We start from the raw sequence: 17,193 nt of genomic DNA on the forward strand, positions 1-17,193 counted from the left end.
GCCGGCGAGGTGCCGTGGAGGACCTGCGGCGAGAGGGCGGGGCCGGCCGGGGCCGGAGTGCCTAACCGGCGCCGTCGGCCAACGAAATGTCGTCGGCGCTGAGCGGCGGACTCGCCAACGGCATCTGGGCGGCCGGGTACTCGGCGTGGACCAGGAGCCCGACCATGGCGAATCCGGCAGCCGTGCCGAGCGCCCAGACCCAGCCCAGGGCCATCTCCAGCGGGTCGGTTAACGGAGAACGGCTCACCGGGCCCGCCCCTCGGACCGCGGAGTCCTGTGCCGCAACAGGCCCTCGCGAAGGCGGGATCGAGCGGGTCCGTGCGCTGTCAGCGGTCATCGCCACCGTCGGTTCCTCTCACATGTCCGGGCAGGCTCCGACGGGCCCTGAACAGTGCCTGTTCGAGCCATTCGGAGATCTGCGGGGTGATGTTCAGTGAACGGCGGTCCGCCCTCCCAGGACAGGGCCCAGGATGTAGTCCTGCGTAATCCCGCGTAATCCAGGTGGGGAGGGTGACGAGGTGCCGAGGAACCCGGCCGTCGCGGAACTGATCAAGCAGGCATGCCGGGAACGGGGATGGGGGCCTTCGGAGTTGGCACGTGCCCTTGGCCTGGCCGAGTGCGGCGACCCGCGGCGCCTCCAGCGCCAGCACGCCCGGCGCTGGATTGAGGGAGAGCGGACTCCCGGCCACTGGTGGCCCTACATCGCGCAGGTGTTGGGGCTGGACCCCGAGGCGATCGACCTTCCGGAGCCCATGCCGGCGGCACTCCACACCGATACCGTTGCATCAGTCCTGCACCTGGGAAGGAGCGACGTGGAACGTCGGGAGTTCGTCCTCGCCTCCAGCGGATACGCGCTGTCCGTGCTCGGCCTGCCCGATATGGACAGCATCACCCGCCGGACCAAGACCGCCCTTCCCGGAGCCGTCCGCGTCGGCCAGGGCGAGGTGGCCGCCGTACGCCACATGGTGAAGGCCCTCGGCGACTCGGCCTCCGAACTCGGTGGCGGCCATGCCCGCCACCTGGCCGTCCGCTACCTCACCCAGGACGTCGCGCCCTGGCTGGAGGGCCGCTTCACCGAGGCCACCGGCCGGGACCTGTTCTCCGCTACCTCTCAGCTCGTCCACCTCGCCGGCTGGATGGCCCAGGACGAAGGCGACACCCCCGAACTGCGCGGGCTCGCCCAGCGCTACTACGCGCACTCCTTCCGCCTTGCCGCCGAAGCAAGCGACCCCGAACTCTCGGCGACCGCACTCCGCGGTCTAGCCGTGCAGTGCGTCGACCTCGGCTACCGGGCCGAAGCCGTCCAGCTCGGCGAAGCCTGCGTGGACTACGGCCGCCACCTCGACAACCCGCGCGCCGTGGCCTACTACGAAGCCACCCTCGCCAACGCCGCCGCCCAGGACGACGACCGCCGCATGGCCACCAAGCACCTGGCCATGTCCGAGGCGGCCATCGGCAGGCCGGCTGCCGCGGGCGGCGACTCCTGGGCAGCTCACTACTCCCCCGGCCGCTGGGCCCACGAATCCGGCATGATCCTCTCCCGCCTCGGAGACCTCGACGCCGCCGAGGAACACCTCCACCTCGCCCTCGACATCCACGGCCTCGACCGTCGCCGCACCCGCGCCATCGTCCTCGCCGACCTCGGCGGCGTGCGGCTGCGCCAAGGCGACGTGGACGGCGCCATGTCCACCTGGTGCGAGTTCCTCGACTGCGCCGACGGAATCCGCTCGGTGAAGGTCCAGGCCGCCCTCCAGGACATGCGCGTCCGCCTGCGCCGGTACAGCGGAGTGCCGGAAGCCCAGGAGCTCCGCGAGCAGGCAGCCCGCATCGCAGGCTGAACCTTCGGACCAGCTCTGTCAGCGCTGGGTGGTAATCCTGTTCTGAGCCAATCACCCCGGCGCCCGCCCGGACAGCAGCCGACCAAGTGGGCCGGGCACCTACATCATGCTGATGGGTACTGCAGTCACTAACAGGGAGCACGATGCTCGACTTTCGCGAGTTGGCGCCGGACGGCGAGGACCTGGAACAACTGGTCCGCGAGCTGGCCCTAGCCCTCGGCTACCGGGCCAAGTGGTCAGGTAGGGGAGCAGACGGCGGGCGCGACCTCCTCCTCGAGGAGCCGGGGGATGCCGTGCTGGGGGCGAAGACACGCAACTGGGTGATCTCGTGCAAGCACATGGCTCACGCCAAGGATGGTGCCGGACGCTCGGTCAACGGCGAAGACGTTGGAAGCATCGGCGGCATCGTGGACGCCGTTGCTCAGCATGACGCCGACGCTTTCCTGCTCGTCTGCTCCACCCAGCCCTCAAGCGCCCTGGTCTCCCGGCTGGAGTCAATCGAGCGGACCAAGGGCGTCCACACCCATGTCTGGGACGGAGTGGAGCTCGAACGCATGCTCGCCACTCCTCGCGGCTGGGCGGTGGCCCAGCGGTTCTTCCCGGTGAGCGCCGAAGCCAGCGGGTGGAGGGTCTTCGCCACCAGCGAGCCAAACCGGTTCATCGGTGTCACCCGCGGCTTCTACCTCCGTGTCGCCAACCGGCACGGAAGCGCCGTCGGGTTCCCGCTCAGCTGGATCGACGAGCGCTTGGACAGAGTCGCCTCGATCGAATTGCCCGTCGGGCACGAAATCCGCCCTCGGGGTGTCTTCTACGACGACAAGCACGGCGGATTTGTCTGGTATTTCGACTACCTACATGGTTACCGCAGCTGGCAGCCCGAGGAGATCGAGCCGCCGATGGATGCGTACACGTTGCGCCAGCGGCTCGGCGACGATGGTGTCTCCTACGACGACGGTCAGTTCGACAACTTCGAGATCACCTTCAGGAAGGTCGACCGAGGTCACGATGCCTACGATGCGGACCACTACCGGTACTACGAGAGCGTCCCCAGCTACGTCTAGGCCACTGGTGCCTGACGGCTGATCTCGAAGCGACGAACCCGACCAGCGCGGGTGAAGCGAACACCGCCGAGACAAGGGGCATGCCATAACGTGCCAGTAGGACAACGGTCACCAGCGGACCCAGCGAAGCATCCGGAACGGGTCTCTTTGTGAGGCGTTTCCGCAGATCAGACACAACATGCACGTTGGGGTGCCGGGTGATTACCAAGCGGGTTCGATACCCGTCATCCGCTCTTCAACGAAGGCCCGGGGCAGAGAGCCGGGCCTTCGTCATTGTCCAGACCTATGCAGGTTCGAGCATTGGCCTGCCGTAGAGCTCCATGACGCGCCAAGCCACCCTGAATCACGCGGTCCCTTGCAGAGAGTCGACTGTGGCGTACTCCACAACGAGAGGACTCGCCACTACACACCGAGGGGTGGCCGGGGTGCTCGGAAGAAGACCCGTGACACGTGCGTACCCGGTCATCATCGCGGCCGTGTCGATGCTGTCATCCTCATCGTCCAACGCATTCAGCAACTCCTGCACGCCGCGCCCATGCAGCCGCACGGCTGTCCGGGATGGAGCCTGCTCCACTGGCAGAGGGTCGCGGTGCCTGGCGAGAGCCTCAACGACCTGCCCGGCCCTGGTGACGAATGCAGTTCCCAGACTGGAGGCCGAGTCCTCCATCTCCAACGCGGGACCGTCCACCGACATCGGACTCCAGCCCCTTAGATGCCTGACCGACCCATGCATGAGCAGACGGCAGCCTCCGTCAGCCACAGGTCCTGTTCCCGTTCCGCCTGCTGGATCCACGAACAATGCGAGATCCTGATGGGCACCGCTGAGCGTCACGCATCGAAGTGGCGCTTCGAACAGCACCCACTGGCCAGGACGGAGGTCAGACACCGCGTACCAATCCGCCACGAGCTCAACGTGCTTGCATACCTCACGCAGATGTCGCAACTGGCCTTGTTCCGTGTCTGCCGCAGGCGCGTCCACATCGATACCGCCAAACGGCGAGGTCAAGCGGAGAGCACCGGCGCGCGGGACACGACGAGGCTCGGGCACGAACTGCCGCAGCTTGCTCTCCGACAAGTAGACGATCTCGCGCAAGGGGCACCCCGTCCGGTCCGCTGGTGACGTGACACGTCATACTGCCACGCGCCACCGACAGTGACTGAAACAGCGCAATGCCTGGGTAAATCAAGCCAGTTGTAAGACGAACGCTCATGCGGAACCGACAATGAGCAGTACGAACTTCACTCGGTGATGACCTCGGGGGATGCCATGGAAGACGGGCTTGAGCCGGACTCCGCACTAGACCGACTCAGCGAACGAATCGAAGGGGTAGAAAGGGGGCAAGGCCGTCACGAAGAGAAGCTGGACGGCTTCAGGGAAGCCCTGCATGGCGTGGAAACGGACGTCGTGAGGCTCGGCAGCGAGGTCAGCAATGTACGCCAGGAGATCGCAGGGCTAGAGAGCGCAGTCACCAACACACGCCAGACCCTCGACACCTTCATCGAACAGTACGGGCGCGACCGGGAAGTCTCCAAGGCCCAGGCAGCGCTGTCTCGCCTTACCACCGAGTGGCATGCGAACTTCGCGCAGCGCAAGCAGACCCGCGCCTTGGCCCGTGGCCTGGTGCACACCCTCACCGCGCAGGCCATCTACAGAAAAGTGGTGAATACAGCCACGGTGCGGGCATGCTCTGAGGAGCGGCTGCTCCTCGAACCGACTTACTGGCTTGCGCCTGCCGCCATGGCGGTCGCAGCCAAGTTCCGCAATGAGGAGGAGCAGGGTGAGCGCGCCCGGGCGCACGCCTGCGCCTTGGACGCTGCTAAGGCCAACCTCTTCTTCTCGTTGACGTGTTCTCGCCTCGGAGACGAGACCGAAGCCGCTGCATGGATGGACCTCTACCTCCAGTCGCTCGATCCCGATGAACTGGGCCAGGACTTCCTGGTCGTTCTGGACGCGATCGCCGGCAAGGAACTCGGCGAGAAGGCGCTTGGTTACACCCAGCAGGCCATGGCGCGATGGAACCAAGGCGGCTCGCCCCTCTCAACCGGCGCGTATACATCGCCCGGCACGCGCGGTGGCACCCACCTGGAGTCCCGGCTGCTGAACTTGCGCAATCGCCTTGCCCAGAATCGGTACGCAGCTCTACGCAAGACATGCGGAGACCAGTGGGAGGTACTCCAGGGCGCTTGGGAACTATCGACCGTGCCTGACCAGACTTTGACCCACCTCGAGCACATGTTTCCGGACGGGTTCGACGGAGTCGACGGGGCCCACACGCCGGTCGGTAACGGCGGCCACTTGGAAAGCGCCCTCGAACGCCTTATCGACCAACTCGAGCCGGACGAAGCGGATATGCGCGAGAGGATGCGACGGCTCGAGCGCATCATCGACCACGGCGGAGACCTTGTGGCAGCCGACAGGGCAAACGAATCGTCAGTGTCCCCCGCACCCGCCCCGGTCGCACTCATGACGCTCCTCGATCAGGCCATATTCGAGCCGGACGAAGTGCGGCTCGGCCAGCCGGCTCGCCGCATGGCATTGCGGGCCATCTGGCCGGATTTGGAGGAGGCTGCACAGCGCCTAGTCACCACCTCCCGAGATCGCCTTCCGCGTCACATCACGTTGAGCGTCGCAGGCTGGGACTGCTCCGTCCCGACGGACCCGCGGCTGATGGTGCAGCCGGGCCAGCTTGTCAATGAACTCGCCACGCACATCGAGCGACAGACTCAGGACCGGTCGGACGCTGTAATGCGCAGATGGCCACGCGTGATAGCCGCCTTGGTGATCGGTACCTTCACCCTGGCGCTGGTGGTGCCGTTCGTCGACGGCGCGGCTCGCTGGCTCTTCGCGCTGCTCACGATCGGCCTGTTCACCGGGGCGGGTTGGGAGTTCGGAAGCGTCCCGTTCCGCAGGAGGCGCGTACGTGATCAGGGAGACCGATTGCGACACGAGGCTGTCGCGACGATGAACAAGGCGCTCCACCAGTGCGAGGACCTCCTCGAGGATTGGCACGATGCGGTGGAGCAGCTGGATCTCCTCACTCGATGGGGAGAGAGCCATAAGCGGGACTAATCGCCGGACGTGGGAATCCAGCCAGCGATCAGAAAAGGAAACAGATGGACACCTCTAAGCTGGTCGGCGGCCGTTTCAAGGTTAAGGACCGCCCGGTCAGCGGTGCCATGGGTGACGTCTGGCCGGCCGAGGACACGAGGCTCGGCCGTACCGTAGCCCTGAAGTTCCTCGCACGACGACGCCTCCGCCAGCAGGGAGCTCCCACGGAGTTCACCGATTGGACGCTGAAAAGGTTCGGTCGGGAGAGCGTTGCCATGGCTCGGGTCAGCCACGCCCACGTCGCGCAAATCTACGACACGGGCGAACACGAGGGTGAGCTCTACATCGTCATGGAATACATCCAGGGCAGATCGCTCGCCGGCCATTTGAAGGAAGGACCCACCCTCACGCTCGAGCGAACCGTGCGATGGACACAGGAGATCTGCGAGGGCCTGGACGCCGCGCACTCACGCGAGGTGCTCCACCATGACATCAAGCCCGACAACATCATGATCACGAACGAGGGCGAGGTGAAGATCGTTGACTTCGGGCTCGCGTCCTTCGCCGATGCCACCCAGTCCCACACGGGTGTCGGCACCGCGCTGTACAAGGCGCCCGAGAGGTGGGACGGCAGCCCAGGCAGCGTGCGCAGTGACCTGTACTCCGTGGGCTGCGTCCTGTACGAGATGCTGACGGGGCGCCCACCCTTCGGCAGCCCTCAGGACGACCCCATGACCGTGGGCAGAATGCACCAGGACAACTTGCCGGCACCACCCAGCGCCCACCGCCCAGGCGTGCCCGATCAACTCGACCTCATCGTCCGAATTCTCCTGGCCAAGGATCCGGGAGATCGCCCGCGAAGCGCCGAAGCGGTAGCCGTGGTGATGAGCGACATCCAACATTCCCTGGGCGCTGAGGATGTAGCCACTGCGTTGGGGCGGACACACCTGCCTGACGCCATGGAAAGCAATGCCGGTCACTCGGAGCGTATTCGGGCATTGGATCATCGCATCTTCGAGTTGGAACTCCGGTTCGGCCCGTATGGCCACGCAGTGATCGAAACGCGCATGGAGCACGCCGAACTCACCGGCCAGTCGGGCGACGCACGAGGGGCCGCAGCTCTGTACAACCGTCTCGGCCGTGACTGCCAGGACCACTTCGGACCGTATGACACGTGGGTACTCAACGCCTTCGAAGGTGTGGCTCGCTGGATCGCAAGATCGGGCGCAGAGTAGCGAGCCTGTGTCTGCGGTGGAGCTGGGCGCCGTAAGCAGTCCACCGGCGCTGCTGATCTAAACACACGGCACGCCCGCTGTCTTTAACGTCCAGGCACAGCCAGTAGCGGACGGCCCGTCATGAAAGAGGGCCCAACCTGATCCGCTTCCCGGGCTCCACCGCCCATCGGCCTGGCGAGGGCTTCGGCACGGATGCGTAAGCGGTGGCACGGCAAGCCCACACCTGACCGGCATCCTGTTGATCCCCACCGCGCCGGGCCACGCCCCCATTCCAAACCGGACGACTCCCATGGCGCCGCTCGGGAAGCCGTGCCACAACGTGCCAGTAGGAACGGTGAACAGCGGTCAATACGGGGTCCGGTGAAGCAGTCAGAACGAGGCCACCGCCGCTCATTCGCGCAGGTCAGGTGCCATGCACAAGCTCAAGCACCGGGTGATTCCCAAGCTGAGGGCCTCGGCGCTCAGTACGGCCGCCTAATCTGATGCTCTTCCAACGCCGTGGAGTAGCGCGCCAGCAGAGCATCGAGGCTCGCCAGCAGGAGGCCGGCAGATTCCCCTGCCTCGGCCAAGTCGCCGCGCTCGCAGGCCCGCACGACCTCGGCCAGGTCGCCGCGGAGGATGTGCAGGAAGTCGCCCTGGATCAGTACTCCGGGGAACCGGCGACCGGGCAGGGTATCCACGGGCACCGTGGACGTCACTCCGTAGCCGTCGACGCCGTTGAGCGTGACGCCGCCGTCGACCCAGCCGGACCCGACCTGTGCTCCGCCCTGCAGCGTCATCGCATTGCCCGATGCGGACGCATCCGGCGTCACCAGCGGGGAACCTGACGCCGTCTCGAACATCCAGCGCCCCTTCACTACCGTCCGCTGCTGGGCCTCGTCCACAGACACCTCGCCACGCGCGGCCCGGCCCCCGGCCGGGCTGCACTCCTGTCTGTCTACGCCCCGCTCCAGCCCGGCCGGCGCCCGTGCCGCGCGCTGAGCAATATGCCGCTTGCTGCCAGAGGAGGGGTGCATCGCGGCTGGTGCTACCCCCACCCTCACCGCGGGGGCGCTCCTCATGGATCACCGGATTTCTGTGGACAAGGCTGACGGGACAGAACCGACGGCCGCCCGGGGCGGCCCACAGCTCGGAGGTGGCCTGCATGCGCGTGCTGGGAGTCACGAAGCAACAAAGGGACGGACTGCTCAGCGTGAGGCTCAGTGCGATCTGCCGCCGCGGATTACTTTTCGCGGCCCTTCTGTGCGTCACGATCGTTCTTCTACCCGCAGGTTCCGCGGTGGCCCGCCCCGCAGACCTCACCACCACCGAGGTCTCCTTCGTGGGGGCCGGTGGCGTCGAGTTGCACGGGACGCTGGTGGCTCCGCCATCGCGGGGCACGACTGAGCTGCACCCCGGTCTGGTCATGCTGCCCGGAGCAGGGCCCGGCGAGCGGGCGGAGCTGCGGACCGCTGCGGAGGCCTACGCGCGCCACGGCGTGGTCACCCTGATCTACGACAAGCGAACGACCGGGTACTCGATGGTCCACCGGGACTACTCGGTGCTCGCCGACGACGCACTGGCCGCCTTCCGCCTCCTGCAGAAGCGGCCGGACGTCGACCGGGGGAAGGTCGGGCTCTGGGGACTCTCGGAGGGAGCATGGTCGGCCTCCCTTGCCGCCAGTCGCTCTGCCGACGTGGCGTTTCTGATCACCGCAGGTGCCGTGGGACTCACCCCCGCCCGGCAACAGGCCTGGGCCTATGGAGAGTTCCTCCGCCATCACCGGGTGTCCGGTTCCCTGACGGACACCATGCAGGACACCGCCACCAGGCAGCTGGTCGGTGCGGGGTTGTTTCCCGAGGCCGACTACAACCCGGTGCCCGCGTGGGAACGCGTCCACCAGCCGGTCCTGGCGCTCTGGGGGGTACTCGACCACGAGGCAGCTCCCGCGGAGAGCGCCCAGATCATCCGAAAAGCCCTGGCCCGGGGCGGCAACACCCACTACACGATCCGCTTCGTCCCAGCAGTCCGCCACAACCTGAACCTGTCCGAAGACGACGGCTTCGACCGGCCCTCGGCGCTTCCGGCCGACTACGCCGATTTCGAGTCCTCGTGGATTCAACGGCTGAGCGACGGCGGCGGCCTTCCGCCGGTCAGCGTCGGCCCCGCTCCACAACAGGACCGGCTCAGCCAGGCGCTCGCCCCGCTGGCCTGGTACGAGTCGCCCTGGCTCCAACTCGTGGCCATCTCGTTGTTCGTTGTCGGCTTCGCCGGGTACCCACTGGTAGGTGCGGTGCGAAAGCTTCGCGGTGACCGGCACCCCGCACCACTGGGCTGGTCGGCCCGCTGGCTAGCAGGAGCCGGTCTGGCCGCCTCGGTGGGGACTCTCGGCTACCTCCTGTTCTGCGTAATCACCGCGGCCAACATCATCGGCCCGGTGCTCCTGGGCCGGACAGTGCCCTGGCTCGCCCTCCAGGGCCTCGCGGTCGCCGCCGTTGTGGCGGCCGTGTGCACCGCGGTCACGTGGCGGCGCTCTCGGCCCGTGCTGTCACGATCGGAGCGGGCTCGCCTCGGCCTTCTGCTGACCGCTGGAGCCGTATTCGTACCCTGGGCTGTCCAGTGGGGTCTTCTCCTGCCCTGATACCCCTCCCTCCCCCTCACCGCACGCCCAGGGTGAGAAGCCCGCCCTCTATGGCCGGGAGATCAGCGTCCTGTGCCTGTGCCCCATCGGCGCCCGGCGCGCTTTCCGGTTCCGCTCCGCGCAACGCTCCTGCCTTCGGCCCGCTCTGCGCGCGCTGGTCCGACCGGTTCCGGCGTCCTGTGGAGTGGTCATCATTGGTCATCCGTGGCCGCTGCTGGGTGCCCTCGGACGGCCCAGAGACGGCCCGACGGAAGCCTCACGTCGTTTCTTATAGTGAGGTGCCCGCCTTTTTGGGGTGACACGGCCATAGAGTTACCGGGCTGGTTGTCCATGGAGGGGGAGCTTGGTGAGCACAGAGCAGTGGTCAAGGATCGTTTACATCGCTCTTGGGGTGGTGTCGGCTGCACTGTGGGCATGGTTGGTGATTGCCCTGTGGTTTTAGCCGGGAGCTGCTTCGGCGCGAGTGATCACGGTTCCTTACGCCGGCCCGCGCCGGTCCGTTGTCTCCTGGATAAGGTTCCGGAGCTCGCCGGGCGTGGGCCACGGCGTGCCTCGGCCAGAATGCGCGGCATGAGCATCGAGATGCAGCTGCGCGCCATGCCGGAGTCCGAGATCCGAGAGGACTGGGCCTGGCTGGAGGAGTTCATGAAGGACGCCGGGGACTTCGACCGCTTCCAGGCCGAACGCCGGGCCGGAACCGCCGAAGCCGTGGAGTACCACTTCCCCGCCCTCCATGAGGTCTACAGGGCGGCGTGCACCCTGCAGGGCTCTCATGACTGGGAGCTCCCGGTCTTCGGGGGCAGCCCGGTGTACCACGCCACTCACAACCAGCCGCCGTTTCTGATACTCCGCCCCGTCCAGGTGCGCGAGGTGGCGGCCTTCCTGGCGGCGGTCTCGTTCGACGATCTTTGGGAGGCGGCCCGGCCGAAGGTGCTGCCTCCCTTCTCCGCCTTCGACGAGGCTGAGGTCAAGGGCTGGTTCCTCACCCACCACACCGACCTGCGGGCCTTCTACAACCGGACCGTCCCCACGGGGCACGCCGTCGTCAAGGCCTTCTGGTACTGAGCCGCAGTCTTCTCCTCGGCTCGCGGCTACCTCAGCCCACCACTTACCCAAGCTCCCATCCCGTCCGCCGTCGACCCACACACCGTGGAGCGGGCGTGGTTCAGGACGTCAAGGTGGAGCGCGCCATCGACGGAGCCCGCTGTAAGGCGGCCGGCTTCTCCCTTGCGCGAATCGTGGCCCTACAGCACCGCAGGCCGGGTGCACTCTTCCAGCGGCCAGCAAGGATGGCGCCTGACGGCAATAACTGACGGCAACGTAGGCGTACTTTGCCTCACCACGGAGGGCACCGACCAGCCCAGCCGATGCGGGTGAACCGCTGCGAGGCTGGCCGCCAAGAGGCAGTGAAGATCTCCTAAAGCGGGTGTCGCAGGTTCGCATCCTGCCGGGGGCACCAGCACAAACGGCCCGGACCGATCATGGTCCGGGCCGTTTTGACGGCAGCAGTTGACGGCAGGCGGCCTAGACCGCCCTCCGAGGTCGCTCGGCAGCACCCGTATCAGGCTCCGTCTCACGCGCCGCGGTTTCATGGCCGTCCACGGCAATCCGACGACCTTGACCGGCAAGTGGTAGCCGTGACTTGTACGCAGGTGGCCGACTCGGGCCCCTCAGCAGGGCTGTAAGGCGCCCTGCTCAGCCAGCTCACCATACGCCTCCGCTTGCAGTGAGTGGAGGTCGTCAGACAGTCGCCTTGGCGATGATGCGTTCCATCTCCCCTTGGCCGAAGGCCCGCAGAGTCGTGGAACGGATGTTGCCCACCCCGCCGAGATGCAGGAGTGCTGCGGTGGCAGTTTCGTCGTCGGGTGCCTCAACGATGGCCACGAGGTCGTATGGACCGACGGTCCAGTAGATGTTCAGGAGCTTCGCCCCGATCTTCTGTGCCGCTGCGCCGAAGGTCTCAGCGCGCTTCGCGGTGTCCTTGTAGTCTCGGACCCCCTGATCGGTCCAGTTCAGCAGCGTGATGTACGTCGGCATGTTCTCTCACCTTCACGAGGAAACACATCGCGAGGTCAATCCTGGACATCGGGGCTGACACCTGCACGGGATACGCACCCGAACGAGCGATACGAGCACCTACAGGCGGTTGATCACGGTGGTTGGATCCCGGAGAGGTGCTCGCACAACAGCCACGCCGACCTGCGGTGTGACACTTGACTGCTCCTGAGGTCCGGCCCCCAGCCACCCCGCTCCACCGATCCGCCGGAGTGCGCGTCGGGGGGCAGGCTGACATCCACGCCTGACTGTGAGGATGTCGGTGGTGCCGCCCGAGGTGGTCTGACCCGCCAACTGGCCGACGTACAAGCTGTCTTGTTGATGAAATGTCGGCCGACTCGGGTGGTGCCGCCCTGCGGCGTCTGGCCCGCCGCCACCCAGCTCCTGATCACCGCCGGCGACAACCCCGAGCGGCTCGCCTCGGAAGCATCGTTCGCGCACCTGTGCGCGGCAGCCCCCATCCAGGCCATCTCGGGCCGCACCAACCGGCACCGCCTCAACCGCGGCGGCGACCGCCGGGCCAACCACGCACTCCACGTGATCGCGCTGGTCCGCATGCGCTACGACCAGCGGACCCAGAACTACGTCGCCCGCCGCACCGCCGAAGGCATGTCCAAGAAGGACATCCTCCGCTGCCTCAAACGCTTCATCGCCCGCGAGGTCTACACGCACCTCACCCGTCCCCGCCACACACCGAAACCACTCACACAGACCGCTTGACGGTCTATAGGAGCGTCATCAACGGGGGCGGTCATGACACCCGGGGTGCCTCCGCAGCAGGCGGTCCATGTGACTCATAGCCTCACGCTGGGTGTCCTGGACGACGTGGGTGTAGACGCCATGGTGATGCTGATCTGGGAGTGCCCCAGGATCTCCATCACGACGCGGGGCGCGACTCCGGCCGCCGTGAGAAGGGTCGCGGTGCCATGCCGGGCGTCGTGCAGGCGGATGACGCGGAGGCTGGCGGACTGGGCGATGCGGGTGAATGAGCGATAGACGTTCCGCGGCTCGACCGGGCGGCCGGTGCGGGTGGTGAAGACGTCGGCGGAGTCCTGCCACCTCTCCCCCGCCTTGGCGCGGGCAGCTGCCTGCCGCATGCGGTGCCAGCGAAGGGGCGTGATGCAGAGCGCGGGCAGCGAAACGGCACGGCGACGACGGCTCTCGGTGGGCGGCGCCGTGGAGTGGCTGGGTGACGAGCGCGATAAGCAGGCGCTGGATCTCGTTGCTGGTCTGCGGGATCAGGTCGTTGGGGCTGGGGTTCCGGGCCGCCCAAGGCACACGGGTGTCCGGGCGCGGCTGCGCCCGGACACCCGCGCCGGTCAGAACCGCCAGGCGGCATTGTCGGCGATCTTCACCAGGTCGCTGATCTTCAGGGCCGCGCCCGGCTTCCCGGCCCACTGCTGGAGCACCACCGTCCGGCCGTCGGCGCGCTGCACGCGGACGTACTGCGAGACCTCGCCGTCCTGCGGGAAGGTCAGCGTCATCGCCTCACCTCGGGCGCCATCCGGGAGCTTGACCACCTGGCAGTCGGTGCGCGGGGCGACCTCCTGCGGGGACGGGGCGCCGGGGCGCGGGGTGACCTTGGGCAGCGCGATCGTGGCGCAGAACGGAACCTGCGGCGCGTCGGCGGTCCACTCGGCGCCGCCGTGGAACTCCACCGGGCCGGCTGCGGACCTCCAAACGACCCGGAAGGTGCGGCCCGGGAATTCGCCACTGGTCGCTGTCTTGCTGCCGGCTGCCGGAAGCAGCGCTGCCAGGGTGTTCCCCAGCTTCTCGCTGCTCCAGCCGGTGGGCTGACCGGAACCGGATCCGAAGGAGTCCGGGCGCAGCGGCTTCGGGGCGGCACTGGTCGAGCCGGCCAGGGTCAGCGGGCCGACCAGCGGGTCGGCGGCCACCGTCGTGGTGTCCGGCCCCGGGGTGGCGCCGCCCGTCGGGTAGCCCACCACTGCGGCCACCGCCGCGGTGGCCGCCACGCCGACGCCGACCCGGGTGGCCATGCGGGTACTGCGGCGGCGCCGTCCGGCCGCAACCGCAGCGTCCACCGTGCCGGAGCGCAGCGGCGGTTCGGCGTCGAGCCCGGCCGCGAGCAGGGCCTGCATCTCGTCGTGCCCGTCGAGAGCGTGGTTGTGTGTCACAGCATTTCCTTCAGGGGAGCAGGGGCAACGGACAGTTCGTTGAACGGGTCGCTCTCGCCGAGCAGCTCACGCAGTCGGGTGAGGGCCCGGGAGCTGTGGGTCTTGACCGTGCCGACGGTGCAGCCGAGCGCCTTGGCGGTGGCCTTGATGTCCAGGTCGGCCCAGAACCGCAGGACCACCACGGCCCGCTGCCGCGGCGGCAGGACGGCCAGCGCGGCGCGCACCTGCAGGCCGAGCGCGGGGTCGGCGCCCGGGCCGGCCCGGTCGGGCAGTGCGGACGTCGGGTCCTCGCGCCGCCAGCGGCGCCGAGTGTGGTCGATGCAGGCCCGGGTCAACACCCGGTGGGCGTAGGCCTCCAGGTTGTCGATCCGATGCCGTCTGCCCCACACCGCGTACAGCTTGGTCAACGCGGTCTGCGTGATGTCCTCGGCGTGGTGCCAGTCGCCACACATCAGGTACGCGGTTCGCCGCAGGTGCGGCAACCGGTCCTCGGCGAAGCCGCGGAACTCCTCCAGGTCTGCGCTACGCACAGGGTGCGCCCTCCGTTCGTCTCTACTCAGTCCGACGGAGCGCACCACGCGCGGGGATGACACGGAACGGCAGAAAATCCTGCCGCTCCATGTCTGACAGCCGACGATGTCCTCCGGCACATCCCGATGCCCACTCCATCAGGGGCCGTGATCCGCGTACCGTGTGGCCCAGTGCAAGGAGAAGGAAGCCAAGGAGAAGAAGCGCAGGATCCGCAAGAAGCGCTAGCTTCTGCTGACATCCACGGGTGACATCAACAGCACCGGACGCGGGCACCCATACGCGGCCCGGCACGTTCGACCCGACCGGGTACTGACGCCACCGGGCAGGGCTCGGATCGAACTCCTAAAGCGGGTGTCGCAGGTTCGAATCCTGCCGGGGGCACACGATGAAGGGCCAGCTCAGGAGGGTTTTCCTCCCAAGCTGGCCCTTAGCCGTTTCAGGCTTCGTGCCACACACGTGCCACTACGCCCGCACCCGCCCTGGGCGACGCGCCCGCACATGGGCGGGAAACCGCACAACAGATCGCCCGCCGCGAACTCATGCCGAGTGTCGGATGGCCTGCAGGAACCCGCCGGACCCATCATCAAGCAGCCAAAACGACCAGCCATTGCGGTTCGGGTTCACGCCCGGCTTGTAGTGCGCCACCACGGCCCGCGCCGCCCCAGTCGGCGTCTTGAAGCTCTGCCCGGCAAGCGGCCCCGATGTGATGTCGATCCGCTTCGTGTCCCGGTCATAGCTGCCGCGAGTCCGATGACCTTCGTAGTCGACGTACACGTCGACCTTGCGCTCCTTCCCCTCGCCCTCCTTGCTCGCGGCGGCCGGCGCAGAGGGCGGCACGCTTGCGGTTCTCACGAGCCGAGCAACAACCTCGCCAGCAGTGGTATTGCCCATGCGCGCCGCGAACTCGATGGAGCGACAGGTCTGTTCATCAACCTCAATAGTTGGGCTCATGCCCTCCCCCTTGCCAGTCGGTGTCGACCACCGAAGACTAGCGCAACTAGAGGACGCAGAGCACACAAAGGAAGCATTTAACGAATTCTGCGAAACGAGCGAGAGGCCGGGCGCAGACAGAAGGGCCAGCTCACGAGAGGTTTTCTCTCAGGCTGACCCTTCACAGTTCAGGCGTTACGGCTACGCATTCGCTGCTACCGCTGTTCGGGTCTCGCCCCCGCCGAACCAGCGGCCGCTCCCCCATCGCCGCGGATCATGACACCGAGCCGGTCGGCGATGGCCCGGTCACGGTCGCTGGTCATGTGTCGGTAGATCAACGCGGCGCGCGAGCTGCTGCGGCCCATGCGGGTCATCAGCTCCCGTGTGCTGGCCCCAGCCGTGGACGCGAGGGTGTTGCCCGTGTGCCGCAGGTCGTGAAAGTGCAGCTCGGCCGGGAAGGACACCGCGCGCACACCGGCGGCGAACTTCGGCGCCTTGTCGAAGAGCTGGCCGGTCTGCAATTCGGCCTGCGCGCGGCGGACAGTGACGGTCAGCGCCTCCAGGTCGATGTCCTTGCGCCGCAGAGCCGCCAGCTCACCGAAGCGGAGGGTGGTGAAGGCCGCCAGGAGGACGAGCAGCCGATAGCGCGGCCCGATGGCGTCAGCGATGGCGAAGACCTCCGACACCGTGAGAACCGGCCGCTCGGGCACGTCGTAGCTGTCTGCGCCCTTGATCCGGCACGGGTTGCGCCGGATCAGTTCGTCGTCCACGGCGGTGTTCATCAGGGCCCGCAGGAGTTGGTACGCCTTGGCCACCGTCGGCTCACCGATGCCCGCCGCCAGGAGCTTCCCGCGCCAGCCGCGAACCCGTGCTGTCGTCACGTCGGCCACGCTCCCGGCCCCGAAGATGGGCAGGATGTGCAGCCGGATCACCGACTCGTTGCGCTCACGCGTGCGATCGGCCAGCTTCCGGGTCCACAAGCCTGCCCGATCCGCGGGCCAGCGTAAGGGGCCATGATCACTCGCGCCAAAGCAGCTCCCGGCCAAAGTCGCTACGCCGACCGCTCTGTAGGGTGCGGCGCCATGACTCCTGACGCGCCTCGGGCATCGGACCAACACGGCCCCGCGAAGTGGGAAGACCTCGTCACCCGGTATGCATGGGCGGATGCCGACGAGCCGGACGCGTTCACCTTCTCTGTCATCGCAGGGAAGACGGAGGACGAGGTGATCCAGGCCTTCGGTGGCGATCCCCGAGCGTCACGGCTGATGACCTTCGCCGAGACCGTCGAAGAACAAGCCGGTCATCTGTATGAAGACTACGAACTGCTCCGTGTGGTCAGTGCCGAACGGCATGTTATTGCCATCGAGTGGGGCTACTACGGCAGCATCCCGGAGATCGCCCGGCGAGCGTCCGTTGACGGCGGCGAGTTCTTCAGCGTCTACCGGAGTCTCAATGCCAGGTATCAGGTCGTGCACGCCCTTGACGGCCGCGTAGACGGCATGTTCGACCCCTTCGAACTCGAGGACGCGGCCTGGATGGAACCGGAACCGGAGGTCCCCGCCTGGGCAGAAGGGGTCGCCTTCCACATGGAGACCCTGTGCGCCGAGTCCTTCGCGCTCATGGAACGCACCATGGGCGTGGCCATCGATCCCGGGTGGATGGACACAGCGCTTCGCACCGTGCTGCTCGCCTCACCCTCTGAGCTCTTTGGGCAGTCGGAGGCAGCGTGGCTCTCATGA

The 17,193-nt window shown here is 67.3% G+C and carries 14 protein-coding genes and 3 pseudogenes; 8 read left to right on the top strand and 9 right to left on the bottom strand.

All coding sequences use genetic code 11. The features are described from left to right. Window positions 1-61: 61 nt before the first annotated feature. Entirely contained in the window at window positions 62-247 is a 186-nt protein-coding gene (locus tag BIV24_RS00695) for a hypothetical protein (protein ID WP_071364100.1), read from the bottom strand. A gap of 271 nt (window positions 248-518) precedes the next feature. On the opposite strand from BIV24_RS00695, the gene BIV24_RS00700 reads away from it, so the two are divergent. Both BIV24_RS00700 and BIV24_RS00705 read left to right on the top strand, forming a co-directional pair. Next, a complete protein-coding gene (locus tag BIV24_RS00700) occupies window positions 519-1,838 on the top strand; it encodes a helix-turn-helix domain-containing protein (protein WP_245766628.1) in 1,320 nt (439 codons plus the stop codon). A 143-nt stretch (window positions 1,839-1,981) separates the two neighbouring features. Then, window positions 1,982-2,899 (top strand): restriction endonuclease, encoded by a 918-nt coding sequence (locus BIV24_RS00705; RefSeq protein WP_071364101.1) that lies wholly within the window; start codon window positions 1,982-1,984, stop codon window positions 2,897-2,899. Window positions 2,900-3,242: 343 nt separating this feature from the next. Here the strand turns inward: BIV24_RS00705 and BIV24_RS36320 are convergent, their stop codons facing one another. Then, window positions 3,243-3,992 (bottom strand): SAVMC3_10250 family protein, encoded by a 750-nt coding sequence (locus tag BIV24_RS36320; RefSeq protein ID WP_071364102.1) that lies wholly within the window; start codon window positions 3,990-3,992, stop codon window positions 3,243-3,245. A gap of 174 nt (window positions 3,993-4,166) precedes the next feature. Between BIV24_RS36320 and BIV24_RS00715 the strand changes: the two genes are divergently transcribed. Next, entirely contained in the window at window positions 4,167-5,969 is a 1,803-nt protein-coding gene (locus BIV24_RS00715; RefSeq protein ID WP_143064545.1) for a hypothetical protein, read from the top strand. A 44-nt stretch (window positions 5,970-6,013) separates the two neighbouring features. Next, the gene (locus BIV24_RS00720) at window positions 6,014-7,183 is read left to right on the top strand and encodes a serine/threonine-protein kinase (protein WP_071364104.1); all 1,170 of its coding nucleotides are present in this window, start codon (window positions 6,014-6,016) and stop codon (window positions 7,181-7,183) included. A gap of 461 nt (window positions 7,184-7,644) precedes the next feature. On the opposite strand, the gene BIV24_RS34930 is transcribed toward BIV24_RS00720, so the two are convergent. Further along, window positions 7,645-8,067: a DUF6959 family protein gene (locus BIV24_RS34930; protein WP_245766629.1), complete on the bottom strand. Its 423-nt coding sequence runs from the start codon at window positions 8,065-8,067 to the stop codon at window positions 7,645-7,647. Window positions 8,068-8,462: 395 nt separating this feature from the next. Here BIV24_RS34930 and BIV24_RS00730 point away from each other — a divergent pair, with 395 nt between their 5' ends. Together BIV24_RS00730 and BIV24_RS34090 are read left to right on the top strand one after the other, a co-directional pair. Next, the gene (locus tag BIV24_RS00730; protein WP_218149279.1) at window positions 8,463-9,803 is read left to right on the top strand and encodes an alpha/beta hydrolase family protein; all 1,341 of its coding nucleotides are present in this window, start codon (window positions 8,463-8,465) and stop codon (window positions 9,801-9,803) included. A gap of 570 nt (window positions 9,804-10,373) precedes the next feature. Continuing rightward, complete coding sequence (locus tag BIV24_RS34090; protein ID WP_071364105.1) at window positions 10,374-10,868, top strand: DUF1877 family protein; 495 nt, start codon at window positions 10,374-10,376, stop codon at window positions 10,866-10,868. 675 nt (window positions 10,869-11,543) lie between these two features. Here BIV24_RS34090 and BIV24_RS00740 read toward each other — a convergent pair. Then, window positions 11,544-11,840 (bottom strand): GYD domain-containing protein, encoded by a 297-nt coding sequence (locus tag BIV24_RS00740; protein WP_071364106.1) that lies wholly within the window; start codon window positions 11,838-11,840, stop codon window positions 11,544-11,546. A 390-nt stretch (window positions 11,841-12,230) separates the two neighbouring features. Between BIV24_RS00740 and BIV24_RS00745 the strand changes: the two are divergent. Next, window positions 12,231-12,578: pseudogene (locus tag BIV24_RS00745) on the top strand (transposase); the annotation flags it as partial. Window positions 12,579-12,596: 18 nt separating this feature from the next. Here the strand turns inward: BIV24_RS00745 and BIV24_RS00750 are convergent. From BIV24_RS00750 to BIV24_RS00770, 5 genes and pseudogenes are all read right to left on the bottom strand, one after another. Further along, window positions 12,597-13,021 (bottom strand): annotated as a pseudogene (locus tag BIV24_RS00750) (tyrosine-type recombinase/integrase); the annotation flags it as partial. Between the two features lie 156 nt (window positions 13,022-13,177). Further along, window positions 13,178-13,993 (bottom strand): hypothetical protein, encoded by an 816-nt coding sequence (locus tag BIV24_RS00755; protein WP_071364107.1) that lies wholly within the window; start codon window positions 13,991-13,993, stop codon window positions 13,178-13,180. Further along, window positions 13,990-14,523: a SigE family RNA polymerase sigma factor gene (locus BIV24_RS00760; RefSeq protein ID WP_071364108.1), complete on the bottom strand. Its 534-nt coding sequence runs from the start codon at window positions 14,521-14,523 to the stop codon at window positions 13,990-13,992. The genes BIV24_RS00755 and BIV24_RS00760 overlap by 4 nt, the downstream gene beginning before the upstream one ends. Window positions 14,524-15,061: 538 nt before the next feature. Then, window positions 15,062-15,475 (bottom strand): hypothetical protein, encoded by a 414-nt coding sequence (locus BIV24_RS00765; RefSeq protein WP_071364109.1) that lies wholly within the window; start codon window positions 15,473-15,475, stop codon window positions 15,062-15,064. A 194-nt stretch (window positions 15,476-15,669) separates the two neighbouring features. Then, a pseudogene (locus tag BIV24_RS00770) lies at window positions 15,670-16,440 on the bottom strand (tyrosine-type recombinase/integrase); the annotation flags it as partial. A gap of 27 nt (window positions 16,441-16,467) precedes the next feature. Here BIV24_RS00770 and BIV24_RS00775 point away from each other — a divergent pair. Further along, window positions 16,468-17,193, top strand: a complete 726-nt coding sequence (locus BIV24_RS00775; protein WP_143064547.1) for a DUF6461 domain-containing protein — start codon at window positions 16,468-16,470, stop codon at window positions 17,191-17,193.

This window comes from Streptomyces colonosanans (assembly GCF_001866645.1).
Classification (GTDB): Bacteria; Actinomycetota; Actinomycetes; order Streptomycetales; family Streptomycetaceae; genus Streptomyces; species Streptomyces colonosanans.

Bases quoted from the DNA above. Each gene is read 5' to 3' on its own strand.
- BIV24_RS00740 (WP_071364106.1), bottom strand. From the start codon at position 11,840: ATGCCGACGTACATCACGCTGCTGAACTGGACCGATCAGGGGGTCCGA.
- BIV24_RS00715 (WP_143064545.1), top strand. From the start codon at position 4,167: ATGGAAGACGGGCTTGAGCCGGACTCCGCACTAGACCGACTCAGCGAA.
- BIV24_RS34090 (WP_071364105.1), top strand. From the start codon at position 10,374: ATGAGCATCGAGATGCAGCTGCGCGCCATGCCGGAGTCCGAGATCCGA.
- BIV24_RS00765 (WP_071364109.1), bottom strand. From the start codon at position 15,475: ATGAGCCCAACTATTGAGGTTGATGAACAGACCTGTCGCTCCATCGAG.
- BIV24_RS00720 (WP_071364104.1), top strand. From the start codon at position 6,014: ATGGACACCTCTAAGCTGGTCGGCGGCCGTTTCAAGGTTAAGGACCGC.
- BIV24_RS00705 (WP_071364101.1), top strand. From the start codon at position 1,982: ATGCTCGACTTTCGCGAGTTGGCGCCGGACGGCGAGGACCTGGAACAA.
- BIV24_RS00775 (WP_143064547.1), top strand. From the start codon at position 16,468: ATGATCACTCGCGCCAAAGCAGCTCCCGGCCAAAGTCGCTACGCCGAC.